This is a genomic window from Sphingomonas paucimobilis NBRC 13935, assembly GCF_000739895.2.
Taxonomy (GTDB): Bacteria; Pseudomonadota; Alphaproteobacteria; order Sphingomonadales; family Sphingomonadaceae; genus Sphingomonas; species Sphingomonas paucimobilis.
The window spans coordinates 122,194-148,760 of the sequence record NZ_BBJS01000050.1 but is presented as its reverse complement, the minus strand read 5'-3'; the positions used below and the strand labels follow the sequence as shown (position 1 = coordinate 148,760).

General features: G+C 66.3%; 21 protein-coding genes. 8 read left to right on the top strand and 13 right to left on the bottom strand.

Going from position 1 to position 26,567, the window contains the following annotated elements; translation table 11 throughout:
- The first annotated feature begins 19 nt into the window (after positions 1–19).
- The 3 genes from SP6_RS15980 to SP6_RS15970 all read left to right on the top strand — a co-directional run bounded on the left by SP6_RS15980 (position 20) and on the right by SP6_RS15970 (position 2,739).
- On the top strand, positions 20–949 hold the full coding sequence (locus SP6_RS15980; protein ID WP_007404161.1) for an electron transfer flavoprotein subunit alpha/FixB family protein: 930 nt from the start codon (positions 20–22) through the stop codon (positions 947–949).
- A gap of 205 nt (positions 950–1,154) precedes the next feature.
- Positions 1,155–1,616 (top strand): hypothetical protein, encoded by a 462-nt coding sequence (locus tag SP6_RS15975; protein ID WP_007403992.1) that lies wholly within the window; start codon positions 1,155–1,157, stop codon positions 1,614–1,616.
- A 73-nt stretch (positions 1,617–1,689) separates the two neighbouring features.
- Positions 1,690–2,739: a LacI family DNA-binding transcriptional regulator gene (locus SP6_RS15970; RefSeq protein WP_037567997.1), complete on the top strand. Its 1,050-nt coding sequence runs from the start codon at positions 1,690–1,692 to the stop codon at positions 2,737–2,739.
- A 3-nt stretch (positions 2,740–2,742) separates the two neighbouring features.
- Here SP6_RS15970 and SP6_RS15965 read toward each other — a convergent pair whose 3' ends face one another.
- Entirely contained in the window at positions 2,743–3,876 is a 1,134-nt protein-coding gene (locus tag SP6_RS15965; protein ID WP_037567995.1) for a glycoside hydrolase family 68 protein, read from the bottom strand.
- A gap of 29 nt (positions 3,877–3,905) precedes the next feature.
- Complete coding sequence (locus SP6_RS15960; RefSeq protein WP_007404006.1) at positions 3,906–5,261, bottom strand: MFS transporter; 1,356 nt, start codon at positions 5,259–5,261, stop codon at positions 3,906–3,908.
- Positions 5,262–5,437: 176 nt separating this feature from the next.
- Here SP6_RS15960 and SP6_RS15955 point away from each other — a divergent pair, with 176 nt between their 5' ends.
- A complete protein-coding gene (locus SP6_RS15955) occupies positions 5,438–5,890 on the top strand; it encodes a hypothetical protein (protein ID WP_037567992.1) in 453 nt (150 codons plus the stop codon).
- Positions 5,891–5,897: 7 nt separating this feature from the next.
- Here SP6_RS15955 and SP6_RS15950 read toward each other — a convergent pair whose 3' ends face one another.
- Positions 5,898–8,156, bottom strand: a complete 2,259-nt coding sequence (locus SP6_RS15950; RefSeq protein ID WP_007404247.1) for a S9 family peptidase — start codon at positions 8,154–8,156, stop codon at positions 5,898–5,900.
- Positions 8,157–8,290: 134 nt separating this feature from the next.
- On the opposite strand from SP6_RS15950, the gene SP6_RS15945 reads away from it, so the two are divergent.
- A complete protein-coding gene (locus SP6_RS15945; protein WP_007404223.1) occupies positions 8,291–9,652 on the top strand; it encodes an FAD/NAD(P)-binding protein in 1,362 nt (453 codons plus the stop codon).
- 10 nt (positions 9,653–9,662) lie between these two features.
- Here SP6_RS15945 and SP6_RS15940 read toward each other — a convergent pair whose 3' ends face one another.
- Complete coding sequence (locus SP6_RS15940; protein WP_007404042.1) at positions 9,663–11,168, bottom strand: tryptophan halogenase family protein; 1,506 nt, start codon at positions 11,166–11,168, stop codon at positions 9,663–9,665.
- 254 nt (positions 11,169–11,422) lie between these two features.
- Between SP6_RS15940 and SP6_RS15935 the strand changes: the two genes are divergently transcribed.
- Positions 11,423–13,951, top strand: a complete 2,529-nt coding sequence (locus tag SP6_RS15935; RefSeq protein ID WP_007404165.1) for a TonB-dependent receptor domain-containing protein — start codon at positions 11,423–11,425, stop codon at positions 13,949–13,951.
- 67 nt (positions 13,952–14,018) lie between these two features.
- Complete coding sequence (locus tag SP6_RS15930) at positions 14,019–15,032, top strand: LacI family DNA-binding transcriptional regulator (RefSeq protein WP_007404107.1); 1,014 nt, start codon at positions 14,019–14,021, stop codon at positions 15,030–15,032.
- A gap of 69 nt (positions 15,033–15,101) precedes the next feature.
- On the opposite strand, the gene SP6_RS15925 is transcribed toward SP6_RS15930, so the two are convergent.
- On the bottom strand, positions 15,102–15,527 hold the full coding sequence (locus SP6_RS15925) for an organic hydroperoxide resistance protein (RefSeq protein WP_042469349.1): 426 nt from the start codon (positions 15,525–15,527) through the stop codon (positions 15,102–15,104).
- Positions 15,528–15,640: 113 nt separating this feature from the next.
- Here SP6_RS15925 and SP6_RS15920 point away from each other — a divergent pair, with 113 nt between their 5' ends.
- A complete protein-coding gene (locus SP6_RS15920) occupies positions 15,641–16,087 on the top strand; it encodes a MarR family winged helix-turn-helix transcriptional regulator (RefSeq protein ID WP_007403994.1) in 447 nt (148 codons plus the stop codon).
- Positions 16,088–16,117: 30 nt separating this feature from the next.
- Here the strand turns inward: SP6_RS15920 and SP6_RS15915 are convergent, their stop codons facing one another.
- From SP6_RS15915 to SP6_RS15880, 8 genes are all read right to left on the bottom strand, one after another.
- Complete coding sequence (locus SP6_RS15915; RefSeq protein ID WP_037568081.1) at positions 16,118–18,511, bottom strand: hypothetical protein; 2,394 nt, start codon at positions 18,509–18,511, stop codon at positions 16,118–16,120.
- 95 nt (positions 18,512–18,606) lie between these two features.
- Positions 18,607–19,485 (bottom strand): glutathione-dependent disulfide-bond oxidoreductase, encoded by an 879-nt coding sequence (gene yghU / locus SP6_RS15910; protein ID WP_007404058.1) that lies wholly within the window; start codon positions 19,483–19,485, stop codon positions 18,607–18,609.
- A gap of 73 nt (positions 19,486–19,558) precedes the next feature.
- Positions 19,559–20,479 carry a glycosyltransferase family 2 protein gene (locus SP6_RS15905; RefSeq protein WP_007404036.1) on the bottom strand — a complete coding sequence of 307 codons (921 nt, stop codon included), beginning with the start codon at positions 20,477–20,479 and terminating at the stop codon, positions 19,559–19,561.
- Positions 20,476–21,390, bottom strand: a complete 915-nt coding sequence (locus SP6_RS15900) for a polysaccharide pyruvyl transferase family protein (RefSeq protein WP_007404105.1) — start codon at positions 21,388–21,390, stop codon at positions 20,476–20,478. The genes SP6_RS15905 and SP6_RS15900 overlap by 4 nt, the downstream gene beginning before the upstream one ends.
- On the bottom strand, positions 21,387–22,463 hold the full coding sequence (locus SP6_RS15895) for a glycosyltransferase (RefSeq protein ID WP_007404151.1): 1,077 nt from the start codon (positions 22,461–22,463) through the stop codon (positions 21,387–21,389). The genes SP6_RS15900 and SP6_RS15895 overlap by 4 nt, the downstream gene beginning before the upstream one ends.
- Positions 22,460–23,374, bottom strand: a complete 915-nt coding sequence (locus SP6_RS15890; protein WP_037567990.1) for a galactosyltransferase-related protein — start codon at positions 23,372–23,374, stop codon at positions 22,460–22,462. Before SP6_RS15890 ends, SP6_RS15895 begins: the two co-directional genes overlap by 4 nt.
- Positions 23,371–24,525, bottom strand: coding sequence for a hypothetical protein (locus SP6_RS15885; protein ID WP_007404013.1), 1,155 nt, complete (start codon positions 24,523–24,525; stop codon positions 23,371–23,373). The genes SP6_RS15890 and SP6_RS15885 overlap by 4 nt, the downstream gene beginning before the upstream one ends.
- Entirely contained in the window at positions 24,522–26,537 is a 2,016-nt protein-coding gene (locus SP6_RS15880) for an HAD-IIB family hydrolase (RefSeq protein ID WP_007404045.1), read from the bottom strand. Before SP6_RS15880 ends, SP6_RS15885 begins: the two co-directional genes overlap by 4 nt.
- Between the last annotated feature and the right edge of the window lie 30 nt (positions 26,538–26,567).

The following is a 26,567-nucleotide window of genomic DNA, read 5'->3' as shown; positions in this document are numbered from 1 at the left end:
AAGCACTGGGAGTGGCCAAGTGAAGACGCTGGTATGGGTCGAGCATGACGGTGGGTCCGTCAAGGATGCCACGCTGGCGACCGTCACGGCGGCGGCCAAGCTGGGCGAGGTGCACCTGATCGTCGCGGGGCAGGGCGTGGGCGACGTGGCGCAGGCCGCCGCCAAGATAGCGGGCGTCGGCAAGGTCCATGTCGCCGACGATGCGGCCTATGCCAATGCGCTGGCGGAAAACGTCGCGCCGCTGATCGCCGAGCTGATGGGCCATCACGACGCGTTCCTGGCGCCGTCGACCACCACCGGCAAGAACATCGCCCCGCGTGTCGCGGCCCTCATCGACGTGATGCAGATCAGCGACATATTGTCGGTCGAGGGACCGGACAGCTTCACCCGGCCGATCTATGCGGGCAACGCGATCGCCACCGTGAAGACCAGCGACACCAAGCTGGTCCTGACCGTGCGCACCACCGCCTTTGAAAAGGCGGCGGCCGAGGGCGGCTCGGGCGTGATCGAGGCGGTCGCCTCGACGGGCGACGCCGCCAAGTCCCGCTTCGTCGGCGCCGAAAAGGCCGAGAATGCCCGCCCCGAGCTGACCAGCGCCAAGATCATCGTCTCGGGCGGTCGCGCGCTGGGCTCGGAGGAGCAGTTCCATGCGCTGATCGATCCGCTCGCCGACAAGCTGGGCGCCGCCGTCGGCGCCTCCCGCGCGGCGGTTGATGCGGGCTATGCCCCCAACGACTATCAGGTCGGCCAGACCGGCAAGATCGTCGCTCCGGAAGTCTATGTCGCGGTTGGCATCTCGGGCGCGATTCAGCATCTGGCGGGGATGAAGGATTCCAAGGTCATCGTCGCGATCAACAAGGATGAGGACGCCCCCATCTTCCAGGTTGCGGACATCGGCCTGGTCGGCGACCTCTTCACCGTCGTGCCGGAGCTGACCGAGAAAGTTTGAAAATAGTCCCCCATCCTGCCGTACGCTGGGATGGGGGCTTTTTCGGTCGCGCGAAGCCGCGATTCCACGCTCTGCTGTGTTTGGGATGTAAGGCGAGCCAAGCGAGCGCGCTTTAGATCCTATCGATAACCGACCCCGCAGATGTCGGACGGTTTTGAGCCAATTTTAAGCTTGCTGGCGTATCGCAACTTCGAAAGGAGTGCGCATGAAGCCGGTCGAACCGCTCGCCCTGAACCATAGCTGGCCGCTTTATGAGCATGGTCTTCGGCTCGACCTGGGCCGGTTGATCGAAGGCCAAATGCCGGGCGCGCCACTGGACGGCGCCGACGAATGGCTCCGCCTCCATGGGATCGGCCGTTGGTCCTGCAACTTATCCGGTCAGAGCCTGACATGGTCGACCGGCGTTTACGACCTTTTCGACTGGCGGCGGAACTGGCCGCTCGAACGCGAGGGCGTGCTCCGGCTGTACCGAGAGGAATCGCGCGTTGCGCTGGAGCGGTTGCGTAGCCATGCGATACGCCATCGGAGGGGTTTCACCATCGACATCGCCTTGCGCGGTTCAGCGGGGAACCGCTGGGTCCGCGTGATCGGGGCACCCCAATGCCGGGGCGCGCGAGTGGTCGCCCTGCACGGATGGAAAAAGGACGTGACGAACGAATATCGCTAACCCATGTAAAAAGTGTCGGACAAATTCCGTTGCCTGCTTGTTCGTCAGGGGCCGCTGCGGTTAGCGTTCTTAAATGAACGAGAATTTCATGGAGCAGGATGCGCGCCGGGTGCGCACCATTGCCGATCTGGCGCAGTTGGCCGGCGTGTCGCCGGGCACCGTGTCGCGCGCCTTGGCTGGAAAGTCCCTGGTCAACGAACAGACGCGGCAGCGGATCAAGGCACTGGCCGACGAACATGGTTTTCGCCCCAACCAGATGGCCAGCCGCCTGCGCACGCGCCGCACCGGGGTGATCGGCGTCGTCGTTCCGCTGGGCCATGAGCGGCGCCAGCATCTGTCCGACCCCTTCTTCATGACGATGCTCGGCCATCTGGTCGATGCGCTGACCGAAAATGGCTATGACGTGATGCTGTCGCGCGTCATCCCGGATGCCGAGGACTGGCTCGACCGGGTGGTCGATTCCGGCATGGTCGATGGCGTCCTGTTGATCGGCCAATCCAACCAATATGATGCGATCGAACGCGTCGCGCGCCGCTATCGTCCGCTGGTCGCCTGGGGCGTGACCTTGCCTGGGCAGGTCCATGCCGCGGTCGGCACCGACAATCTGGCTGGCGGTCGGCTGGTCGGCGAGCGACTGGTGGCGCGGGGATGCCAGCGCATCGCCTTTCTGGGCGATATCAGTGCCCCGGAAATCCGCGCGCGCTATGACGGCGTCGTGGCGGCGATGGCCGAGGCGGGATTGCCCGATGCGCCCATCCAGCTCTCGGCCCATCTCGCCTCCGACGTGATGGAGCAGGAGATCGCCGCGCATATCGACGCCTTGCTGCACCAGGGCGGGGGGCAGATGCCGATCTGCGGCATCGCGGCGGCATCGGACATGATCGCGATGACGGCGGTGCGTGTGCTGGCCGACCGGTCGATCGCGGTGCCCGACGCGCTGGCGGTTGTCGGCTATGACGATCTGCCACTCGCCGCCCAGGCCGTGCCGCGCCTGACCACCATTCGTCAGGATATCGCGGCCGGGGCCAAGGCGATGGTCGATGCGCTGTTCGCCCGCCTCGGCGGCGAAGAGGCGGGCTCCGTGGTGCTCGCCCCCGAACTGATCACGCGCGACTCGGCCTGATCGTCAGCCCTGGGCGATCGTCACCCGGTCGCCCGCCATTGCCAGCCGGAACCAGGGTGCGGCGGTGCCGCCGAAATGCCGCCGCCGCAGGGCCGGGTCGTTGCTGACATCCGCGCCCTTCAGGTCCCAAAAGTCGACGAAGCTGATTACATCGCCTTCGCCGGTGACCCACCAGCAATAGGCCTGCATCGGCTCTTCGTCCGGATTGCCCGCGACCAGTCCGGTGCCGTTGACCAGCCGCCACGGGCCCGACAGACGATCCGCGACCATGGCATAAAGCCCGGTCGGCGCGCTCAGGCCGGGGGCGAAGCGCTTGGCTTGGGTCGACCAGAAGCAATAATAGAGGCCATTACGCAGGATGATGTGCGGCCGCTCCAACTCGCTATTGACGTCCAGCGCCTCGATCAGCGGCGGTTGCAGGACCCATTGACCGTCCACCCGCCTGGCCACGCCGATGACGCCGTCAAACGCCTCTTCGACCCAGCCCGCCGAGCCGACGAACAGCAGATATTCCGAACCGTCCGCCGGATCGCGGAAATAGCCGGGATCGCGAAACCCCTTGATGCCGCCATTTTCGGGCTCGGCTTGGTTGGCGACGATATAGTGATGCCCGTCCGCCGCCACGCTTTCGACCGGCGTGGTCCAGCCTTCGCAGCGCGCCGCGTCGCCGTCTAGGATGAAGCGCCCTTGCGTCTCGAACAGTCGCTGCTCGAAGGTGCGCGCCCCCCCCCGCCGGCCCGAGGCGGTGAAATACATGGTCAGCGTGGTGTCATCTTCGCCCAGCACCGCAGAGCCCGACCATTCGCGGCTGCCCGGCGTAAAGCCATCGGCGAAGGTCACGCCATGATCGCGCCAGCCATCCGCGCCGTGGCTGGTCAGGCGGATGCGCGCCTCGTCATGGCGGAGATCGGGATCGTCGAAACGCGGCGTGGCCAGGAAGAACCACCAGCTGCGGCCACCGAACAATGCTGTACGGCCATCGGCATAGGCGATCTGCCACATATCCCACAGGTCATGGTCGGGCAGGATCGGTACGACGTCCTGCGCGGTAAAGACCGGCAGTCGGGCATCGGCCTGGGCGGCGATGCCGGCAAGCGCATCGGCCGACCAATGGGCAGGGGCGGGGGCTGTGGTCATGATACCTCGGTATGGAGAAGGAGAGCTGGTCAGGCGTGTTGGAGCCGCTCGCGCGGTTGCTTCGACCGAACGGAGAAGACGGAGACAGCGGCGAGCAGCATCAGCACGCCGCACAGGATCAGCACATTGCGCGGATCGCCGCCCAACCAGGATTGATAGAAAAGCGGCAGCGTCACGCCGAAGATCAGCATCGGGATGACGATCATCATGTTGAAGATGCCCATATAGACGCCGGTCCGCTCCGGCGGGATCGACCCGGCCAGGATGACGTAAGGATTGCCCATCATGCTCGCCCAGCCCAGGCCGATGCCGATGGCGGGCAGGAACAGCATCGCCTTGCTGGTCATATGCGGCATCGCGATCATGCCCAGACCGGTGATGACCAGGCACAGCGCGTGCAGCGGCGCCGCGCCCCAGCGCTTGGCCAGCGGCACCATCGCAAAGGCCGCCAGGAACGCCACACCGTTATAAAAGGCGGCGACCTCGCCATTGGTCAGCACGGCGGCGTGGAAGCCCGACGAGGTGGCGTCGGCGGTGCCATAGACCGAACGGCCGATCGCGTAGATGACGTAATTCCAATAGGCCATCATCGCATACCATTGGAACAGGCTCATCAGTGCCAGCTTGCGCATCGCCACTGGCATGGTGCGGATCGCGTCGCCGATCTCGATCAGCGTCGCGCCCAGCCCCTTGGGGCTCGCCGCGATCCGCGCGCGCTCCTCCGGGGTCAGCGGCAGTTCGGGCACGCGCCGGATCGACCAGATGATCGTCCCGAAGGACAGGACCGCGCCGATCATGAACACGACGCGCGCGGTATAGGGGATATGGTGGCTGTCGACCCAATCCGGGTTCATGCCCGCCCAGACCAGCAGCGACGGCGTGAGGAAGGCGAGCATCTGCGCCAGCCCGGTAAAGGCGCTTTGGGTCAGGAAGCCGACATTATGCTGGCTCTTGTCCAACCGGTCGGAGACATAGGCGCGGTACGGCTCCATGGTGATGTTGTTGCCCGCGTCCAGGATCCAGAGCAGCGACACCGCCATCAGGATCGACGAACTGAGCGGCATGAAGAACAGGCCCAGCGCGCACAACACCGCGCCGATCAGGAAATAGGGCGTGCGCCGGCCCCAGCGGCTGTCGGTCCGATCGCTCATGGCGCCGATCAGCGGCTGGATGAGCAGCCCCGTCATCGGCCCGGCCAGCTGGAGCAGCGGAATCTGCGCTTCCGATGCACCGAGATAACTGTAGATCGGCGCCATATTGCCCTGCTGCAACCCGAAGCTGAATTGCAGGCCCAGAAAGCCCAGGTTCATCTCGAGGATGCGGACGAGGGACAGGCGCGGCTTGATCGGGGCCATGGTTCCGGCGGCGGGGGTGGACGGGGTCATCAGGGTCCTCTCGCACGCGGGGTGTAGACCGTATCTAGCGCCGGTTTTCCGCGTCGAGGAGCATCATGACGTGATCCGGGATGCATTGCAACAAACGATTGCAAAGAGACATCTGAAAGGGTTGTCAGATGCCGCGCCGTGCGTGACTATGGGGCCAGCTGGGGGAGGGGAGGTCGATGCTCTTTGTACTCTTGTCGCTGTTAAGTGTTGGGGCTGAGCAAAGCGACGTGTCGCGGCGGGACATTTGTGCGCTGGGCCAAACTGTCATGGTCGACCTTCCTTCGCCTGGGATAGCCGGTGGCTCCTTCATAGAGACCGATCCGGCCCGCGATGACCTGATGAAGCTATGTCCCGCATTGGCGCACAAGTTGCCGGCCGGCTATTTGGCGGCCGATGGCGACGCCCGATCGCGGGCGGCCGAGCATGTTCCGACGGAGGGCGTGCAGCGTCCGCCAGCCTTGATCATCACGATCGCCGTGCCAAACATCGCGTTGGATGGTCGCTCCGCAACGGTGCTGGTCACGACGGAATGCAGCGGCCTTTGCGGCAGCGGAGCCGAATACCGCTACACCCGGACGCACAAGGGTTGGCGGCGCGAGGGTAAGTCCCGGATACGTTGGGTCTCCTGACGCCCGATCACCGCCCGCCCGGCGGCAGGTTCGTCTCCAAATAGCGCGTCATCAGCGAATAGAGGTGGATGCTCGTATTCTCACCTTCGTAGATGCCGTGGCTGCGATCGGGATAGGCCATCATCGTGAACGGCTTGTTGAAGTGGATCAGGCGGTCCACCAGCTGATCCTGGTTCTGATAATGGACATTGTCGTCCAGCGTGCCGTGGATCAGCAGCAGATTGCCCTTCAGCCGGTCGGCGAAGGTGATGGGCGAGCCGTTCTTATACCCCTCCGCATTGTCCTGCGGCAGGCCCATATAGCGTTCCTGATAGACGGTGTCGTAGAGCTTCATGTCGGTCGGCCCCGCCACCGCAATGCCGGTCTTGTAGAGGTCGGGATAGCGGAACAGCGCGTTCTGGGTCATCGCGCCGCCGCCGCTCCAGCCCCAGATGCCGATACGGTCGGGATCGATATAGGGCCGCGTCGCCAGCATCTTGCGGACCGCCGCGGCATAATCGGCGGAGGCGAGGATGCCGACCTGGCGATAGATGCTCTTGCGCCAGTCTCGCCCGCGCGGGGTGGCGGTGCCGTGCGGGTCGATGCTGGCGACCAGATAGCCTTTTTGCGCCAGCATCCGGTGCCACAGCCCCTGCGACCCCGCCCAGCGATCGGCGACCGTCTGGCCCCAGGGTTCGCCGTAGACGAAATAGAGGATGGGATAGCGCTTGGCCGGATCGAAGCCCGGCGGCTTGATCAGCCAGCCGTCGAGCTGCGTGCCGCCGCCGATATCGACGCGGAAGAACTCGGTGGGGGCAAGGCCGCTATCCTTGACGACCTGCGCGAGCGGCGCATTGGCCGCCAGCGTGCGCAGTGGCTGCTGGCGCGTCATGTCGAGCATGTCGGTGACCGGCGGCGCATCGAAGCGCGAGACGGTATGCAGCGCCCAATGCTCGCCCGGCGCGATGTCATAGCTGTGCGTGCCCGGCTGACCGGCCGGGGTCAGCCGCTCTACCTGAGGCCGGCCCGACAGGGTGGTGCGATAGAGATAGCGCTGGGTCGGATTATCCGGCGAGGCGATGAACCAGGCATAGCCGGCTTTCTCATCGACATTGAGCAGTTCGACCACGTCGAACTTGCCCGGCGTGCGCAGCGTGGCGCGGCCGCTCGCCCGATCGATGGTATAGAGATGCCGCCAGCCGTCCCGCTCCGACAGCCAGGTGAAGCGTCGCCCGCCGTCCAACCATTGGGGGGCGTCATTGGCCTCGACCCAGGCGGCGTCCTTCTCGACCATCACCGGACGCACCGCACCGGTCGCCGGATCGCCAAGCAGGACGTTGTACGTATTCTGCAAGCGGTTGGACTGTTGGATGAACACCGCGTCCGATCCGCCGGCCCAGCTCATCTGCGGCACGTAATTCTGGCGCGGATCGCCCGTCAGCTTGAACCAGCGCGTCCGGCTGTCCACGACATCGACGGTTCCGACCGTGACGGCCGAATTGGTCGTGCCGGCCTTGGGATATTGCAGCGGGATGACCTGCGAATATTGGCCACCGGTGTTCTTGATCATGTCGAAGGTGCCGACGCCGCGCGTGTCGAACCGGAAAAAGGCGATCCGCTTCGAATCCGGGCTCCATTCGAAGGCGCGGTGGAGCGAGAATTCCTCCTCATAGACCCAGTCGGCCAGTCCGTTGACGACATAATCGTCCCCGTCGCGTGTCAATGCGATCGGCGCACCGCCGGCGACGGGTTCGACATAGAGGTTATTGGCGCGGACATAGGCGACCCGGCTGCTATCGGGCGAGAAGCTGGCATAGAGCAGCGCGGAGGGTGCAGCGCCGCCGCCGATCTGGCGCAGCGCCTTGGCCGTGCCGTCGAAGAGCCAGTAATCGGCGAGTGCATTGGTCCGCCGGAAGCGTTGGCCATTGGTGCGGATCAGCAGCCAGCGATGGTCGGGCGACCATTCATAGCCGTCGATTCCCAATGGCGTCTTCGCGCCCTTGGGCACCAGATCGCTGGCCGCGACCACCACTTCGCGTCGGCCATCGGCAATGCGATAGCGGACGATATCCTGGCCGCCCTTGGCATTGTCCTCGATCGCCAGATAGCTTTCGCCATCGGGGCTCCAGCGACTGGCGCGAACGGATTCGGTGCGTACCGCCTGGGGTCCGAAAATACCTTCGACGGACAGCGGAGCCGGCGCCTGAGTCCGGGCTGCGGCGGGGATGGTCGGGGTAAGGCAAGCCAGCGACAAGACCAAACCGGAAACCCGCCAATATGACCGCATATTCGTCCAAACCCCTCGCGAAAAGCATAGCCTAATGCAGGCTGTCTGGATCGTATACCGATTTCTCGGGTGGCGAATGGGAGCGGGGCCGGTAGAGGAAGGCGGATCGGCGGCGTAAGGGAAATGGCGAGATCATGACATCGGGGATCGACCATGTGGCGATCATCGGAGGCGGCTTTGCCGGCACGCTGCTCGCGATCAATCTGGTCCGCCATGGTGGTCCGCGCGCCACCCTGATCGAGCGGCATGCGGGCCAGTTGGCACGGGGTGTAGCCTATAGCGCGGCGCATGCCGACCATCTGCTGAACGTCCGCGCCGGCAATATGAGCGCGCTGCGCGACGATCCCGATCATTTCGTCCGCTGGCTGCAGGCGCGCGGGGCGGGGGGCGCCAAGACCTTCGTCCCGCGCCGGGTTTATGGCGATTATCTGCGCGATCTGCTGATGGAGACGATCGCCGCCGATCCGACACGGTTAACGCTGGCGCAGGGCGAGGTGGTGGCGCTGGCCCCTGACGGTGCGGGCTATCGGCTGAATCTGGCCGAGGGGCGGGAACTTGCGGCCGATGCGGCGGTGCTCGCGCTGGGCAATCTGCCGCCGCATACGCCGCCCGGGATCGATCCTTCGGCGCTGGCCGAGGGATGCTATCGTGAAGACCCCTGGGCGGGCGACATCGCCGCCGGGCTGACCGATGATGACCAGGTGTTGCTGGTCGGTAGCGGGCTCACCGCGATCGACGCCGCCTTGCTGCTCGACGCCAATGGATTTGGCGGACGGATCCTCGCGCTATCGCGGCGGGGACTGGCGCCTCGGCGGCATGCTGATACGCCGCCCGTCACGCCGCTGCGCGAGCGGCCGGCGGCAACCTTGTCGGCGCTGGTCCGGCATGTCCGCTGCGTCGCGCAGGAACAAGGTTGGCGCGGGGCGGTCGACAGCCTGCGCCCGGTGACCCAGATGATGTGGGGCGCGGCCGATCCCGTCACCCGTGCCCGGTTCCTGCGCCACCTGCGCCCCTATTGGGATGTCCACCGGCACCGGTTGGCCCCGTCCATCGCGGAGGCGGTCGATGCCCTGCTGGCGCGGGGGCAATTGGCGATCGAGGGCGGCAAGCTGGTTCGTGTCGAACCGGATGGCGACGGCGCGGTCGTCCATTGGCGTCCGCGCGGCGAGGATGGGGTGAAGACCATGCGGGTGGCGCGCATCGTCAACTGCACCGGGCCGCAGGGTGATCTGCTCCGGTCGCGCGAGCCGCTGATCCGGCAATTGCTGGCGGCGGGCATGATCCGTCCCGACGCACTGCGTATCGGGCTGGAGGTCGATGCGCAGAGCCATGTCGTCGCGGCGGATGGCGGCGTGGACGATCGCCTCTATTGCATCGGTCCGATGACGCGCGGCGGCCTGTGGGAGGTCGTCGCGGTGCCCGATCTGCGCCAGCAGAATTGGGAACTGGCCCGACGATTGGCCCATGCCCAATGGGTGGGGGGCGAGGGGCTTTAAAAGCGGGGCGCTAGGCCATCGCCCCGATCCGCCGGAGCCAATCGGCATGGGTCGGCATCGACTCCGCCATCTGGCCGATCGCGCCGGCGAGTTTGCCGACAAAGGCGCGGCTCTGCGCTGGATCGGCATAGGCGAGCAGCGGGTCGGTGGCGCGGGGCAGGTTGAACTGCCCGACATGCACCGCCGCCCAGCTGGCCGGGCCGAACAGGTCCATGTCGCGTGCGATCAGGCGGCCATGATCGCGGAAATGCGCGATCTTCATCGCCAGCGTGTCGGGGATCGGCATGGCCGCGCATTCCCGCCATAGCGGCGCGTCGGTCCGCTCGGTCAGTTTATAGTGCAGGATCAGGAAGTCGCGGATGCGCTCATATTCGGTGATCGCGACACGGTTATATTCCTCGATCGCCGGCGGTTCGAAGGCTTTGGTCGGGAAATAGGCGAGCAGCTTGGCGACGCCGGCCTGGATCAGATGGATGCTGGTCGATTCCAGTGGTTCCATGAAGCCGCTCGACAGGCCGATGGCGACGACATTGCGGTTCCAGAACAACCGCCGCCGCCCGGTGGTGAAGCGCAGGAAACGTGGATCGCCCAGCGCGGGGCCGTCGAGATGGGCCAGCAGCGTGGCTGCCGCTTCGTCGTCCGAGATATGGCGGCTGCAATAGACATAGCCATTGCCCGTGCGGTGCTGGAGCGGAATGCGCCATTGCCACCCGGCGGCCCGCGCGCTCGAACGGGTATAGGGCGTCAGGCCGTCACCCCCGGTGGCACAGGGCACCGCCACCGCGCGGTCGCAGGGCAACCAATGCGTCCAATCCTCATAGCCCGTATGTAACGCACCTTCGATCAGCAGACCGCGAAAGCCCGAACAGTCCACGAAGAGATCGGCGGCGAGCGTTCGTCCATCGTCGAGCATGACCGAGGCGACATGACCGCGCTCGCCCTCCAGCGCATGGCCGGCGATGCGACCCTCGACCCGAACGACCCCGCGCGCTTCGGCATAGCGGCGCAGGAAGCGCGCATAGAGGCCCGCGTCGAAATGATAGGCATAGTCGAAGGTAGAGGCGACGCTGTGCGGGTCCGCCATCGGCGCGGCGAACCGCCCGCGCTTGGCGGCACCCCAGGCCATGGAGAGGTCGTCGAGTGGCGGCACCACACCCTCGGCGCCCCCGGCGGCCAGCCAATGCTGATGCACCGCCACCAGATCGAAGGATTTGCCGTGCGTGCCGAAGGGGTGGAAATAGCGATGCCCTTCGCGACCCCAGCCGACGAACTCGATCCCCAGCTTGAAGCTGCCCTTGGTCTCGCGCAGGAATTCGGCCTCGTCGATGCCGAGCGTCTGGTTGAACAGGCGGATCGGGGGAATGGTCGCTTCGCCGACTCCGACGGTGCCGATCTCGTCCGACTCGACCAGCGTGATGGTCAGGCCGCGGGGGCAGGCATGGGCCAGCGCCGCCGCCGTCATCCACCCGGCCGTGCCACCCCCAACGATCAGAACGGATCGAATCGCGTCGGGCATATCAGGCATCGTCCTCATCCTCTCCGTGGCGCTTGGGCCAATCCGCACCGCTGCCGGATACTTTGCGTCCCTCGTACCATGCAAAGGTTTGCGTTCCCATGGCCGGATTGATCCGGGCGCGCCGTGTTTTCTCGATCACACTCGCCGGAAAATCTATGCAATGGTTTGCAAAAAGGGGTGTTGCAAACGATTGCTTTGGTGATAGCACGGACTCAAGCAACCCGACACAGCGGGGGCCAGACAGGAGAGGGTGTATGAAGACGGGCGTTCTGCGGTCGTGCGGATCGATGGCGGCACTGGCGATGGCAATGGCGGCGACGCCGGTGCTGGCGCAGATCGATGATCCCCAGGCCGCGACCACGGCGCAACCCGGGGCCATCCCCGATGCGGGTGCGCAGAGCGACGACATCGTCGTCACCGCGACCAGCGGCGAGCGTTCGCGTTTCCGCAGCTCGATCTCGGTCTCGCAGGTCAGCCAGGAAGCGATCCAGAATTTCACCCCGCGCTCGACCGCCGAGATCCTGCGCAACATCCCCGGTCTTCAGCCCAGCGATACGGCGGGCCCGGGCGGCAATGCCAATATCGGCGTGCGCGGCATTCCGGTGTCGACCGGCGGCTCCGAATATGTCTCGTTGCAGGAAGACGGCCTGCCCGACGTGCTGTTCGGCGACATCAACTTCGGCAACAACGACTATTGGCTGCGCTTCGACCAGAATATCAAGACGGTCGAGGCGGTGCGCGGCGGTTCGGCCTCGACCTTCGCCAGCCAGGCGCCCGGTGCGGTCATCAACTTCATCAGCAAGACCGGTGAGACCAAGGGCGGCCAGATCGCCTATTCCAACGGCGTCGGCTTCCGTGAGCATCGCATCGATTTCGACTATGGGGGCCCGATCGACGAGACGACGCGCTTCCATATCGGCGGCTATGCGCGCAATGGCGGCGGCTACACCAACGAGAATTTCAACATCCTGCGCGGCTATCAGATCAAGGCGAACATCACCAAGGATCTGCCCGACAATCGCGGTTTCATCCGCCTGTATTTCAAGCGGCTGGACGAGCAGGCACCGACCAACACCATCACGCCCACGCTCGCCACGCTGGAGGGCAACAAGGTGACGGGTTTCGCGCCGTTGCCCAATTTCGACGGGCGTTCGGGCTCGGCTTACACGATCTACAACCGCGCCTTCCAGTATCTGGACTATGACGGTGGTGGGCTGAAGTCGGCCGAGATGCAAGGCATCCACCCGCGCGTCACCGGCATCAGCGGGCAGTTCCATTACGACTTCACCGATAACATCTCGCTCGACGACACGATGCGCTATCAGTGGATCAGCGGGAATTTCACCACCCAGTTCATCAATGTCCAGACCCGCACCGGCGCGGGTGGCCTGATCGGGTCGACGGTGAACGGCCAGACGGTAGGGTCGGTGCGCTATGCCGCAGGGCCGAACCTGGGGCAGCTTTATACGGGCGCCTACGTCAACAATAATCCGAACATCAACACGTTGATGAAGAACATGGACAATTTCGCCAACAACCTGACGGTGAACGGCAAGTTCGACGTCGGGTCGGGCAAGGCGCGGCTGACCGCCGGCCTGTTCGTGATGCGGCAGAACATCGTCCAGGACTGGCACGTCAACCGCCAGTATAGCGAGCTGAACGGTGAGAATGCCGCGCCGCTCGACCTGTTTTCCACCACGGGCACACAGTTGACCGCCGCGGGCCAGGCCGGGTTCAACGACAATTGGGGTAGCTGCTGCGCGCGCCGTGTCGACCTGACCTATACCGATGTCGCCCCCTTCCTGCAGGCGGGTTACGAGGTCGGCGGCCTGAACCTCGACGCCTCGGTGCGCTATGACAGCGTGCATGGCGAGGGCACCGCGCAGGGCGGCATCGCGGGGCCGACGACCCGCGTCTCGGACGCGTTGGGCTCGGCGCTGATCCCCTCGCTGGTGCTCAGCCCGACGGCGGAGAAGATCAATTATACCGATGGCTATATCAGTTGGTCGGTGGGTGCGCTCTACGCCTTCGACAACAGCACCAGCGTCTTTGCCCGGGCCAGCCGGGGCGGTCGCTTCAACGCGGACCGTCGTGTTCTGTCGGGGAATTTCAACGCGGACGGCTCGCTGAATGCGCAGGGCCAGGCGACCTCGGTCAACTATCTCAACCAGCAGGAAATCGGCCTGAAGCAGCGTGGCGGGGTGTTCGGCGGGTCCTATTCGGTCGAGGTCACCGGCTTCCACTCGACGCTGACCGAGAATAATTACGACTTCACCCGCATCAACCAGCCGGCACCGAACAACAATCCGAACATCTCCAACGGCTATCGCTCTTGGGGTGTCGAGTTCACCAGCCGCGTGACCTATGGCGACTTCCATCTGGCGGTCGATGCGACCTATGCCAATTCGAAGATCACCAGCAGCGCGACACCCGCCCTGGTCGGCAACAAGCCCGGCGGGCTGCCCGACTTCCTGTTCGTGGTGTCGCCCTCCTATGATGCGGGGCCCTTCGCGATCGGTGTCAGCGTGAACGGCCAGACCAGCACCAAGTCGGACGATTTCAACCTCTACACGATCAAGGGTTCGACCTTCGTCAACGGTTTCGTGACGGTGCGGCCGATGGAAAATCTGGAGCTGGGCCTGAACGTCAACAACCTGTTCGACAAGCTGGGTTTCCGTGGCGGCGGCGGGCTGTTCCCGGTCCTGTCCTCCACCCAGGCCGTGTTCAACAACACGGCGCTTTACGGGCGCACGGTGTCGGCCTCTATCCGCTACCGTTTCTGATCCTTTCTCCCGACTGGGACGGGTGCCCCGTGGCATCCGTCCCACTTTTGGTTCAGGGGACCGGAGCATGAGCCATTCGCCGCCGCCCGCCCGTACCCTAAAGGATATCGCCCGACTGGCCGGCGTATCGCCCGGCACCGTCTCGCGCGCGCTCGCGGGCAAGACGATGGTCAATGCCGAAACCCGCCAGCGGATCGCGGCACTGGCGACGGAGCATAATTTCCAGCCCAACCAGATGGCCCGCCGCTTGCGGGCGCAGCGGACCGGGGTGATCGGCATCGCCATTCCGCTGGGACATGAGCGACGGCAGCGCGTCTCCGATCCCTTCTTCATGACCTTGCTCGGCCATCTCGCCGACGAACTGGCGGCGCGCGATCACGACGTGATGCTGTCGCGGATCATCCCCGATGACGATGAATGGCTGTCGCGCATTACCCGCTCGGGGATGGTCGACGGCGTCCTGTTGATCGGCCAGTCGGACCAGTTGGCGGTGATCGAGGCCATGGCCGAAATCTATCGCCCGCTCGTCGTCTGGGGCAGCAGCCTGCCCGGACAGCGCCACTGTGCGGTGGGCGTGGACAACCGGCTGGGCGGGCGGATGGCGGGCGAGCGGCTGATCGCCGGTGGGCGACGGCGCATCGCTTTCATGGGGGAGATACGGACGCTGGAACTGGCGCAGCGTCATTCCGGGCTGTGCGATGCGCTGGCCGAGGCGGGCTTGCCGCCGCCGGTCCAGTTCGACACCGCGCTGGCGCCCGACCTGATGTCCGATCAGATTGCGGCCAGTCTCGACGCGGGCGGGCAGGGGATCGATGGGATCGTTGCCGCCTCCGACATGATCGCGCTGGCGACGATGGCGGAGTTGGCGGTCCGGGGGCTATCGGTGCCGGGCGATGTCGCGGTGACGGGGTTTGACGATCTTCCCCTGGCCGAGCGGGCGATCCCGCGCCTGACGACGATCCGACAGGATTTGCGCGAAGGCGCCCGGGCTATGGTCATGGCGCTGTTCGCGCGGATCGCGGGGGAGGAGGTTCCAGGCTATGAAATGCCGCCGCAACTGATCGGACGCGACTCCGCCTGATACAAAAAGACCGGCGCGGTCTTAGGGAAGAATCGACCGCGCCGGCAGGGACGGGAGCTCGTGAAAAGGTCAGGCGATCGTCAAACCGACATCGACATTGCCGCGCGTGGCGTTGGAATAGGGGCAGATCTGATGCGCCGCCTCGACCAGCTTTTCCGCGTCCGCACGGTCGAGACCCGGCAGCTCGACCGTCAGGTCGGTGGTGATGCCGAAGCCGCCCGCCGCGCGCGGACCGATACCGACCTTCGCCGACACCGCGAGATCGGCCGGAACCTTCAGCTTCAACTGCTGGCCGGCGACCTTCAGCGCGCCGATGAAGCAGGCCGAATAGCCGGCGGCGAACAGTTGCTCGGGGTTCGTGCCGTCGCCGCCCGCGCCGCCCAACTCCTTGGGGGTGGAGAGCGCTAGATCGAGCGTGCCGTCCTGGCTCCGGGCATGACCGTCACGGCCACCCGTCGCGCGGGCCTGGGTCTGATATTTCACGTCGATCGCCACGTATATTCTCCGATAATGTTTATCGCGATACATATATAGATAGTTTGCAGGGCCTTGTCCAGTCCTTCTTTTATCGCGATATGCTTTTTCGACCTTTTCCCGGGAGATAGCGCATGTCGGCACCATGGCCGCTCGACGATCAGCTTTGTTTTGCGCTGTACGCGGCCAATATGGCGGTTCAACGGACCTATAAGCCCATGCTCGACCAGCTTGGCCTAACCTATCCACAATATCTGGCGCTTCATGTGTTGTGGGAAGAGGATGGCCGGACGATCGGCGCGATCGCGCAGCGTCTGGCCTTGGAATCGAGCACCGTGACTCCGTTGGTCAAGCGGCTGGAGGCGGGGGGGCTGGTCACCCGCGAGCGCGATCCGCATGACGAGCGGCAGGTGCGCGTGACGCTGACCGTGACGGGGCGCGATCTGCGCGAGCAATGCGGGTGCCTGGGCGAGGAGATCATCGCGCGCTCCGGCATGGCGGTCGACGATCTCCGCGCCCTGCAAGTGGAGGTGCGCGCGCTGCGTCAGGCGCTGGAGCAGCGCGAGGGCGCGCCGGCGTGATCCCCTCCTGAAGGGGCGAGACTGTTGTCCTTACTGGCCGATGGCGAGGGTGAAGGGCATCGTCGGCGCATCGCGGAGCGTGAGGGAGAAGGAGCCGCTTGTAGGAGCCGGCACCGCCAGTCGCGACGCGGTATAGCCGGCCGGCACCGTCATCGCGCCCGCCATATCGGCCGTGGCGGCGACCCGATCGATCAGGAACAGGTCGCGTCCCTCCATCTGACAATTGCCGGCGTCGCAGCGCACCGCCTCGATCCGGGGCAGGCGGACCAGCGTGGCGAGCGGTACCCAGTCGCCCTTGATCGTCCCACGAACCAAGCGATAGCGAAGTGGTCCCGCCGCCGCTGGCCCCAGGCGCGCCGGATCGAGCGTCGCCACCGCGATTTCGGGCGAAGACAGCCGTACGTCGCGCCCGCCCTCCAGCGTGACCGAGGCGCTGCCGTCCGCTGTCGTCACCTCGACCGCGTCGCCTGGCGTCAGCCGCTGGCCGTCGACGGCGCGGATGGCGAAGGTCAGCTTGGCCTTGTCCGGCAAAATGCTCTCGTCCCGTGTCGCCAGCGCCAAGCCTTCGGGCGTGGTGGGCATGGTCAGGGTACGGCTGACGAGTGTCGCGGCGGGGCGGGGTGGAGCGCTCGTGACCGGGACGGACAGCGTACGCCCGTCATTCAGCTTGATGCGTGCGGTCGCGCCTTCGGGCGCGCGGTCGCCAGTCGTGGTGGCGACCAGCCGGTCGGTGTCGCCGTCGCGGGTCACCTGGCCGGGGGACAGGTGGAACTCCCCGATGTCGATGCCCGCAATCTCGTCCAGCCTTTGTCCGGTCAACGTCACGAACCGATCACCTGTCGCCAGCGTCACCGTGTCGACCCGGCTGGCCGGCGAATAGGCGCGCAGGGTCAGGGTGCGCGGCGTATCGCTGCCCATCTGCTGCACCTCCAGCGTCACCGGGCCGGCGCGGCTGCCTTTCATCGGTAGGGTGACGGCGATCGCATCGGTACCGCGCGGCGTGAAGGCGACACTCTGCGCCGCGCCACTGCCCATCCGCATCGTCACCCCGGTGACGCAGGCGGCGGCGGGGCCGGTCAGTTCGACGGCATTGTCGCGGCCGACCACCAGGCTCTGGTCCGCATCACTCGGGTGCCAGTCGCCGCCCGCCGGGAATTGGAAGGTAAAGCTGGGCCCTTCGAAGGACTCGAAGCCCCATTGGCCATGCAGCCGTGCACTGGCCTTGCCCGACAGGCCGGCGGGCAGCGGCTCGGCGAGCATATAGCCGCCGCGATCGGCGCGGGCGCGGACCGGCACCTCGATCGGCTGGCCATTGGCCGGGGTCAGCGTCACCGCCATGTTGCGCGCAAAGGCGGTCGAATAGATCAGCGGCGCGCCCTCGACCGGCAAGACCAGCCCCGGTTTCGCGCCGCAGAGCGGCTGGTCGGTGCCGGCGCGCAGCCTGGGCGGGCTGCCCGCATCGATCGCGGGCATGGCGGCGACCAGCACCGATTTGGGCTTGGCGAAGGACGGCGCGGCGTTGAGCAGCAACGACAGCCGATCCCCGTCGCGCGTGGCGAGCGTCGGCAGATAGCCGAATTGCGGATTGCCGAACGCGCCGAAGACGCGGGCGATATCGCGGATGACCCCGATATAGGGGCTGTAATAGCCCAGCCCCGCCTCGCGCGTGTAGCTGAGCTGCAACGCCAGATCGGTGGGCGCGCCGATCAGCGTGTCGGTCATCGAACTACTGTGAATATCGGCGAGCACCAGCGCGTCGCGGTTTTCGAGCAGGCACGCCGCCTGCAACTCGATCACCCGCGCGAGGCAATCGGGGTTCATCTTGATCGCCAGGCTGCCGGCCAAAGCGGGGGCGATGGTGCGAAGGAATTCGGGATGGCTGTTCTCCTGCGCGCGGATCGCCGCGACGAAGGCGTTGAGCCGTGACCGATCGAGCGAGGCCTGGTTCAGATCCTGCACTGCGCGGACGAACTCGCCCGGCCGGTCGCGCACGGCATCGACGATGGTGCCCGACGCGCCACCGGTTTCCGGCACCAGGAACAGCGCCATCTGCCGCGCGCCCTTGGGCACGGTCAGGGTCAGGCGGCGATCCTTGTCCTTGTCCTTCCACGTCTCGGCCGATTGAACCCAGTTCTTGGGCGGCGGATTGGTCGCGCCGCTCAGAAAGGCGGAGAAGAGCAGATAATGGGCCCGCTGGTCCTTGGGCAGATCGGCATCGATGGTCAGCCTGTCGCCGACCGCCAGATTGGGGACCTCGCTAATGGGCAGCGTCTTGTCGCCGCGCGTCACCGCGATGCGCAGGCTCGGCCCCGGCAAGTCGAACGGCGCAGGGTCGGCCGATAGCGGCACGGCAATGCCCAACCCCATGCCGGTCAGCCCGAGCGCGAGGAGAGGGAGGGACAAGCGGGAAAGGACGCGCGACATGGGGCCGAGTGTAAAAGCGCGATCCGGGCCGGTGATCAAGCGCTTCGCGGCGGATGGCGGGCGATCCCGCCGCATCGACCGCGAAGCGCGCATCATCAGGCCTGCGTCGCCGGCGCGATCTTGTCCTGCGTCCGCTGCTCGAAATCGCTGGCGTCATGGCGTTCGAGCAATTGCTCGGAGGGATCGCCGACGGTGCGATTGACCATCCGCCCGCGCTGGACCGCTGACCGCGCGGCCAGTTCCTCGGCCCAGCGGCGGACATGGGCATAGTCGTTCACCTGCAGGAACTCGGCCGCCCCATAAAGCTGGCCGAGCACCAACTGCCCGTACCAGGGCCAGATCGCCATGTCGGCGATGCTATAGTCCTCACCCGCGACATAGCGGTTCTGCGCGAGCTGACGGTCGAGCACGTCGAGCTGGCGCTTGGCCTCCATCGCATAGCGGTTGATGGCATATTCGATCTTCATCGGCGCATAGGCATAGAAATGGCCGAAGCCGCCGCCCAGGAAGGGCGCGCTGCCCATTTGCCAGAACAGCCAGGACAGGACATGCGCGCGAGCGGCCGGCTCGGTCGGCAGGAAGGCGCCGAAGCTCTCGGCCAGATGCATCAGGATCGCGCCAGATTCGAAGATGGCAAGCGGCGCGGCGCCACGCCGGTCGACGAGCGCGGGGATCTTGGAATTGGGATTGATCGCGACGAAGCCGCTGCCAAACTGGTCGCCTTCGCTGATGCGGATCAGCCAGGCGTCATACTCGGCATCCTTATGGCCGGCCGCCAGCAATTCCTCGAGCAAGATGGTGACCTTCACGCCATTGGGCGTGCCCATCGAATAAAGCTGGAAGGGATGCTGGCCGACTGGCAGATCCTTGTCATGCGTCGGGCCGGCGATCGGACGATTGATCGCGGCGAAGCGGCCGCCGCTCTCCTTGTCCCAGGTCCAGATGGCGGGCGGGGTGTAGGCGTCGTCACTCATGGGCGGAAGCTCCATCGGGGTTCGTCGCGGCAAATGGGACGGGGATCAGCCTAAAACAACCGCGGGCGTGCTTTTAATTCTGCGGCCGAAACGAATGGGCCTCCGTGGCGGGGTGTCGCCGCCAGCGGATCGCCTGACGACCATAGCCGGCCAGGCCCGCCAGGATGTGGCGCAGGCGAAAGGCGTGGAAATGTCGGATGGCCGGCACGGGCCCCGCGAACCGGTCGCGAAGATTGGCCAGGTCCTGCGCCATCGCCCGCCCGATCCGCCGGTCGCTCAGCAGATGTTTGGCGTAGACCGCGCCGTCGCCATAGCCATAGCCGGCGAGTAGCGTGACGATCTCTTGGGGGCGCCTTCGGCCATGATGATGGTCGACGACGAAGTTCGGATCGTATCGGACGGGAATGCCATGCCCCAACGCCCGGAACAGATAATCGGTATCCTCGGCCGCGCGGAAAGGCGCGCCAGCCCCGAAGCGTTCGTCGAACAGGCCGACCTTGTCCCGGACATCGGCGGTGAAGGCCAGATTGGCGCCCATTACGAAACCGCCGGGAAAGCCGTCGGAGGGCGCGATCATCGGATGATCCTCCAGCTTGACGGTCACCGGCAGATCGGCTGGATCGCCCAGCAAGATACGCCCGCCGATGACGACCGGGGCGGGCTGGGCCGCGAAGGCGCGGATCAGTTGTTCGAAATAATCGGGGTGAAGGATGCAGTCGTCATCGGTCATCGCGATGATGCGCCCCCGCGCCGCTGCCAATGCGACGTTGCGCGCACGGGCAAGGCCGGGACGTGGCTCGGACAGCAGTCGCACGGTAAAGGGACGATCGGCCGCCCAGTGCCGGATCGTCGCCGCGCTGTCGTCGGTCGAGCCATTGTCGACGATGATCAACTCCAGCCGCTGGCCGCCTGCCGCCGCTGCGACCGAGTCCAGCGTGGCGGACAGGCTGTCACGGCGGTTGCGCGTGCAGATCATCAGGCTGATGTCGATCATGCCATCAGCCCGGCCATGGCGTCCTCCGCCGTGGCGGCCTGATGGACCAGCGGCGAGGCGGCGGTCCAGGCGGCGTGATAGGCCGCGACCTTGCCATAGTCATTGTCGAGGATGACATGGGGGATGCCGAGCAGCAGCGCGAGGATATGGCCGTGCAACCGATCGGTCACGATCCGTTCGCCGCGCGACAGCAGGCGCAAGCCTCGTTCCACGCGGAGCCGGGCGCGCTCGGTCGGATCGGTGGCGATGACCGCGTCCTCCTCAAGCCAATCGAGCGCGACCGCATTGGGCAGATCGCGCAAGGCTTCATCATCGCGCGCCGCCCGCTCGGCATCGGAGCGGAGCAGCATCAGGATGCGGCAATCGGCTTCGACCGGCCGGGGCAAGGCGCCGATTCCGAAAGCGGAGTCGGGTGCGAGGTCGCTGGGGCAGTCGAAATACGCCTTGGCCAATGCCAGACTGGCCGCATCGCGAACGAAAAGGTGAAAGTCGGGATGCCTCGCGACGGCCGCCGCGAAGCGATCGCGATGGGCGGCATCGCGGAAGTGGATCGACTGGGGCAGTTGCACGATCCGCCGGTCGACAAAATCGGTCAGCAGCGCTTCGCGAAAATGCTGATGATGCGGCCAGATATCCCCTAGATTGCCGCCGCCATGGATGAAGATCGGTCCCGTCGGGCAAGCATCGCGAAACGTCGCTTCGTCGAAATCGTCCCAGCGGCAGACATAGGCCGGATCGCCCGCGCCGACCGCGCGCAGCAACGCGATCTCGCCGAGCCAGATCGCGCTGTCGCCGACATTGGGATGGTCGGGGAAGTCGACCAGCGCATAGGGTGCTCCCGGCGGCGGGGCATGGCGCCGGTACAGGTCTAGCAGAGCCGCGTGCTGCGCGGCGATGACCGGATCGCTCACGCCGCGATGGCGCTGTGCGGCGCGGTGGTGACGGCGGCGTAGAGCGTCTCGCAGCGGTCGAGCCACAGGTCGCGGGCGAAATGGGTTTCGACCCGGCGGCGCGGGATGGCACGGTCGATGGTCAGGCTGTCACGAATGGCGGCGGCCAGACCCATGACGTCTCCGGCGGGCGCGACGGCACCGGCTTCGCCCACGACTTCGCGCGCGGCCCCTTGATCGAAGGCGGCGACGGGCAGGCCACAGGCCATAGCCTCGATCGCCACCAGTCCGAACGGCTCGTCCCAGCAGGGCGTGAACAGGAATACGGAGGCGCGACCCAGTTCGGCGGCTAGCGCTGCACCATCCAGATGCCCGCCATAGCGGATGTCGCTATCCAGCAGCGGCTCGACCTCGGCCGCCCAATAGTCGCGATCCTCGATCGCGCCGAAAAGGGTGAGGGCAATGCCCGCCTCCCGCGCTGCCAGGATCGCCCAGTGTGGGCCCTTATTCGGGGTGATCCGCCCGCACCATACGCCCTCGCCGTTGCCCTGTTCGACAAAGGGCCAAGCGGCCGGGTCGATGGCGTTGTGCAGTACCGACGCCTCCACAGGTGCGCCTTCGGGCCACCAGGCCTTGAGCTGGCTCTGCGAGGTGACGGTCAGGCGGTGGCTGGGGGAGGGGCTGACCCGGACGAAATGATGGAGCGCGTCATAGGGCGGCACGTGCAGCGAGGTGACGGTCGGCGTCACCGCCGTGCGACGCTGTTCCAGCGGAAAGCGGTGGAGGCTGTTGTTGTGGACCACATCGAACCCGCCGCGCGCGATCCGCTCGCAGGCCTCGGCATAACCGCGATCGACATGCGCGATCAGTTCGGGCTTGCCGCGATGCTCGGCCCAGGGAAACACCGCTTCATAATGGACGGGCAGGACCGGATCGATCGTGAAGTGCGGGTCGCTGTCACCGGCGGCGAACAGCACCACCTCATGACCGCGCGCCATCAGCCCCTCGGCCAGATACCAGCCATGCGCCTCCATCCCGCCCAGAAAGGGTTGCCGGATCGGCTGGCGGACGTGGGCGAGCAGCGCGATCCTCATGCCGCCGCCCGGCCGGACGCGGCCCGCTCCTCAAGCAGGCGGATGACGCTGGCGGTATTCGCATAGGGCTGATGGCTCTGCTGGCCGGTAAGGGTCAGGTCATCCGCATCGGGCGCGCGCAGGATGCGGATGGGCAGGCCGGGTGTGTCGTCGATCAGGCCCATCAGGCGGAAGGCGTGCAGCCAATGGCCCATGGTACGATAGCCCCATTTGGCCTCGAACGCTTCCGCATTGCGGACCACGCTTTCCAGATGATGGACCGGCGGCATGTGATGGGGATGATATTGATGATAGGCGAGACCGCCCTTGATCCAGGCGATCGGGACGCCGGCCTTGTCGACGACCTTGCCGAAATCGGTGTCTTCGCCGCCATAACCGGCATAGCGTTCATCAAAGCCGCCGGTCGCAAGGAAGGTCGCGCGACGCATGGCGAAGTTGAGCGACCAGAAGCAGCGATAATCCTCGCACACCTCTATCCCCTGCGGCGGCGGTCCGCGCCGGTCCGAATGGCGCACGGCGATGGCGGCGAATGCGTCGGTCGACCAATCGCCCTGCGTCGCGCCGCCGGGCAGGTACATGACCTCCCCCATCAGCAGCGCGTCCATCTCATCCAGATAGCGGTCGTAATCGGCGAGCAGCTCGGGCGTCGGGATACAGTCCATGTCGAGAAAGACGAGCTTGTCGCCGATCGCCGCGCGTGCCGCCGCATTGCGCGCGGCGGCCAGCGGCAGGCGGGGGCCCTCGATCATCATCTGCCGGATGGGGAAGGGGGCGTCGGGCAGATCATAGGGCTGATCCTGGATCACCGCGACGATCAGTTCGGCGGGCATGAGGCTTTGGCGGGTCAGACCGAGAACGACGTTGCGGAGGTGTTCGGGGCGGCCCCCGGCAAGCGTGACGACCGAAATCATGAATGGGCTCCGGTAGGATCGGGGGAGGGGGTGGCGGCAGGCGTATCGATCGTGATCGGCCAGAGCCGGGCGGCGAGCTCCTCCAGCCAGTCGGCGGCGAGTTGTGCCGGCGCGTCGGCGATCATGGTGCGCTGCGCGGCCGGGCGATGATTGCTGCGGGTTTCGGCCAAAGCAGCGGTCCAGGCCTGGGCCGAGGAGGGGAGGTGGGGACGGACGCACGCCACCCCCGCCGCCGCCAGCGCGTCGGCCTTGCGATGCTGTTCATCGAAATAACGCCACTCAGGGATAGCGAGCCAGGGCCGGGCGGCGGCCAGGATTTGCTGGCAGGTGGTGTTGCCAGTCGAGGCGATGACCAGGTCGGCGGCGGCGACATGGTCGGCCGGATTGTCGACCCAGCCGCGATGTTCGATATTGGCGGGCTCGGTCGCGTGCCAGTCGCGCAGCACTGGGCCGATCGTGATCCAGCGCGCGTCCGGCCGACTGCGGGCGCCGACGCCGAGCGGCGCCTGGGCAAAGCCGCCGCCACCACCGCCGGCCATGACCAGGATCATCTCCTCGTCCGGCCCAACACCGATCCGTTGCCGCGCCAGCTCCCGCTCGGGCACGCGAGTGTCGACGCCCAGGCCCCCGGCAAAGCAGGTCTTGGCGCGCATCGCCGCATCCCATTCGGGCTGGGCCAGTTTCTCGTCGAACGCCGCCAGCAAGCCGGCCGCGCCGTCATAGGCCGCCCGGTGGCCGGCATCGTGGCGGTCGCCATGTTGCAGCACCTTGACGTGCGGGACCGAGCAGATGCGGGACAGTTGCGCGATCTCGGCCGACACGTCGCAGATCATCAGCGCGGGGTCAGCGGCGTCGAACCACTGCGCGATCACCGCCATGGCGTGGCGAATACCCGGCCAACCGAGCGGCGCGCAGTGCAGCGTGTCGGGGGTGGGGATCGCGTCCATCGAGCCCGCCTCGGCCCCGGTCGGCTCGAACAGCGACGGGATGGTCACGATCGTCGCACGGGGCGGCAGGGACGGGAAGATGTCATCGCGCGCGCAGAAGATCGTCACCGGCCGCTCTGGCGGCAGCGCGTTCAGAATGGCGGCGCAGCGTTCGGCATGGCCACGCCCTTGGTGATGGACGAAATAGCCGAAGGGACGGGTCATGCCGCGCTGGCCTGGGCCAGCACCGGTTCGGTCAGGCCCAGCCGCTCCAGCCCTTCCAGCACGCCATGCGCATGATGACCGGTCACGCGCATCAACCCTTCGCGCACCGTCAGGTCGTTCAACTCGTCACTGGCGTTGCCGACGACGATGGCGTGGCCACAGGCCTCCAGCATGTCGACGTCGTTGCCGCTGTCCCCTGCCGCGATGCAGGCGCCCAGCGACAGATCCAGCCGCCGGGCATAGGCCGCGATCGCCGCCGCCTTGCCGCCCAAGGGCGCGAGCACGTCGATCAATCGGCCGTGCGAGAAGACGACCTTCGCCGCCAGCTTTTGCTCGGCAAGGACGGTGCGGACCTGCTCGGCATCAGCGGCGGTGCCGAAGAAGCTCAGCTTGTGCGGACCAGCGGTGTCGCGCGGCTGGGGACGCAGTCGCAAGGGCTTGAGCGCCGCGGCCACCGCCTTGCGGTCCCAGCCTTCGTCCAGCCGGGTGGCATAGACCGGGCATTCGTACCAGCCGCGTTGCCCCTTCAGCATGATGCGCGTGCCGACATCGGTGATGAAGGCGTCGGGCTCGGGCAGGCCCCATTGCGACAGGATCATCCGTGCCATCGCAAAGGAGCGGCCGGTCGCGACCACGAAGGGCAGGCTGCTGCTCCGCCGCCACTGGGCAAAGCCATGGGCTCCGACCGGACAGCCGGTCAGCGTATGGTCGATATCGCTGGCGAGCAGCGAGGGTGCGCGCGGCAGTCGGGCGTAAAGGGCGATCGACTCCGCCGCATAGCGTTGCCAGTCATAGCGCGCGACGCCGCGTCGGCCCGATGCGCTCATCCGGGCATGGCGTTCGGGGTCGTTCAGGATGGCAAGGCAGGCATCGGCGATGGACTCGTCATCGCGGGGATCGATGAGCAGGCCATGGCACAGCGCCGCGACGATCTCGCTGGGGCCGCCGGCTTGCGTGGCGACCACTGGCACGCCCGCCGCCGCCGCCTCGATCAGGGTCAGGCCGAACGGTTCGTGGAAGGCGGGATTGACGAACACGCCGCCTTGCGCGGCAAGATCATACAGCGCGGCGACGTCGCGCCCGTCATGGGTGGGCGGTAGGGCGATGCGGCCCCGAATGGCGGGTTGCGCCGCCAGGGCTTGAAGCTCGGCCAGGACGCCGCGTTCCTCGGCCGAGCCGGGGCCGTCATGCTGTCCGGCCAGGATGACGAGATTGGCCGCCGTCTGTAGCCCGGGCGATCCGGCATAGGCCCGCGCCAAACCTATCAGGTTCTTCTTGGCGACCGGCCTTGCGATCGCGAGCACGATGGGTTTGGCCGGATCATCGAGCCACTGGTCCAGCCGATCGACCAGCGACCCGTCCGCCATTGATGCGGCGTCACGGCTCGGCACGCCCGGCGGGATGCAATGGATGCGCGCGGAGGTCGACGCCCGATAGGCATGGACCTGTCGATCGGCCTCGTCACGGGTGGAGACGATGATTGCATCGGCCTGCGCAATTGCCCGTTCCTCGGCGGCGATCCGTGCGTCGAGCGCAGGGCAGGGGCCCTGATGCGCCCTTTTGTCGATGCCGAGCGCGTGCGGCGTATAGACGAAGGGAATGGCGAAGCGTTGCCGCGCCTCCGCCGCGACGGCGGCGGCGTCCGAGAAATGCGCGTGGATCACATCCGGCAAGCGCGGCAGGCGCGCCAGATGCGCGCAGAACGCCTCGATAAAGGCCGGCATATCCTCGGCCAGTGCATCCTTTTCGAGGTAGCGCCGATTGCCGGTCGCAATCCGATCGATGGTCAGACCGGGCCGAAGCCGTTCGGAAACCAGGGCATGCTCAGGTGCCAAACCGTCACCTTCGAACAACCGAGTGACGACGGAGACTTGATCTGTATCAATATTATCGGCCTGTGCGGCGGCTGCATCAAGAATATAAGCAATATGTCCGCCCGTGTCGGCGGTGATGCCATAATGGACAGGTGGTGATTTCAGGCAACCGCCAAGCGCCAGATGCAGGATAAACAATCTCGCCCCTTTCGTTATGGAGCGACAACG

Coding starts and splice junctions, on each gene's coding strand:
- SP6_RS15975 (WP_007403992.1), top strand. CDS start 1,155: ATGAAGCCGGTCGAACCGCTCGCCCTGAACCATAGCTGGCCGCTTTAT.
- SP6_RS15970 (WP_037567997.1), top strand. CDS start 1,690: ATGAACGAGAATTTCATGGAGCAGGATGCGCGCCGGGTGCGCACCATT.
- SP6_RS15965 (WP_037567995.1), bottom strand. CDS start 3,876: ATGACCACAGCCCCCGCCCCTGCCCATTGGTCGGCCGATGCGCTTGCC.
- SP6_RS15960 (WP_007404006.1), bottom strand. CDS start 5,261: ATGACCCCGTCCACCCCCGCCGCCGGAACCATGGCCCCGATCAAGCCG.
- SP6_RS15955 (WP_037567992.1), top strand. CDS start 5,438: ATGCTCTTTGTACTCTTGTCGCTGTTAAGTGTTGGGGCTGAGCAAAGC.
- SP6_RS15950 (WP_007404247.1), bottom strand. CDS start 8,156: ATGCGGTCATATTGGCGGGTTTCCGGTTTGGTCTTGTCGCTGGCTTGC.
- SP6_RS15945 (WP_007404223.1), top strand. CDS start 8,291: ATGACATCGGGGATCGACCATGTGGCGATCATCGGAGGCGGCTTTGCC.
- SP6_RS15940 (WP_007404042.1), bottom strand. CDS start 11,168: ATGCCCGACGCGATTCGATCCGTTCTGATCGTTGGGGGTGGCACGGCC.
- SP6_RS15935 (WP_007404165.1), top strand. CDS start 11,423: ATGAAGACGGGCGTTCTGCGGTCGTGCGGATCGATGGCGGCACTGGCG.
- SP6_RS15930 (WP_007404107.1), top strand. CDS start 14,019: ATGAGCCATTCGCCGCCGCCCGCCCGTACCCTAAAGGATATCGCCCGA.
- SP6_RS15920 (WP_007403994.1), top strand. CDS start 15,641: ATGTCGGCACCATGGCCGCTCGACGATCAGCTTTGTTTTGCGCTGTAC.
- SP6_RS15915 (WP_037568081.1), bottom strand. CDS start 18,511: ATGTCGCGCGTCCTTTCCCGCTTGTCCCTCCCTCTCCTCGCGCTCGGG.
- yghU (WP_007404058.1), bottom strand. CDS start 19,485: ATGAGTGACGACGCCTACACCCCGCCCGCCATCTGGACCTGGGACAAG.
- SP6_RS15905 (WP_007404036.1), bottom strand. CDS start 20,479: ATGATCGACATCAGCCTGATGATCTGCACGCGCAACCGCCGTGACAGC.
- SP6_RS15895 (WP_007404151.1), bottom strand. CDS start 22,463: ATGAGGATCGCGCTGCTCGCCCACGTCCGCCAGCCGATCCGGCAACCC.
- SP6_RS15890 (WP_037567990.1), bottom strand. CDS start 23,374: ATGATTTCGGTCGTCACGCTTGCCGGGGGCCGCCCCGAACACCTCCGC.
- SP6_RS15885 (WP_007404013.1), bottom strand. CDS start 24,525: ATGACCCGTCCCTTCGGCTATTTCGTCCATCACCAAGGGCGTGGCCAT.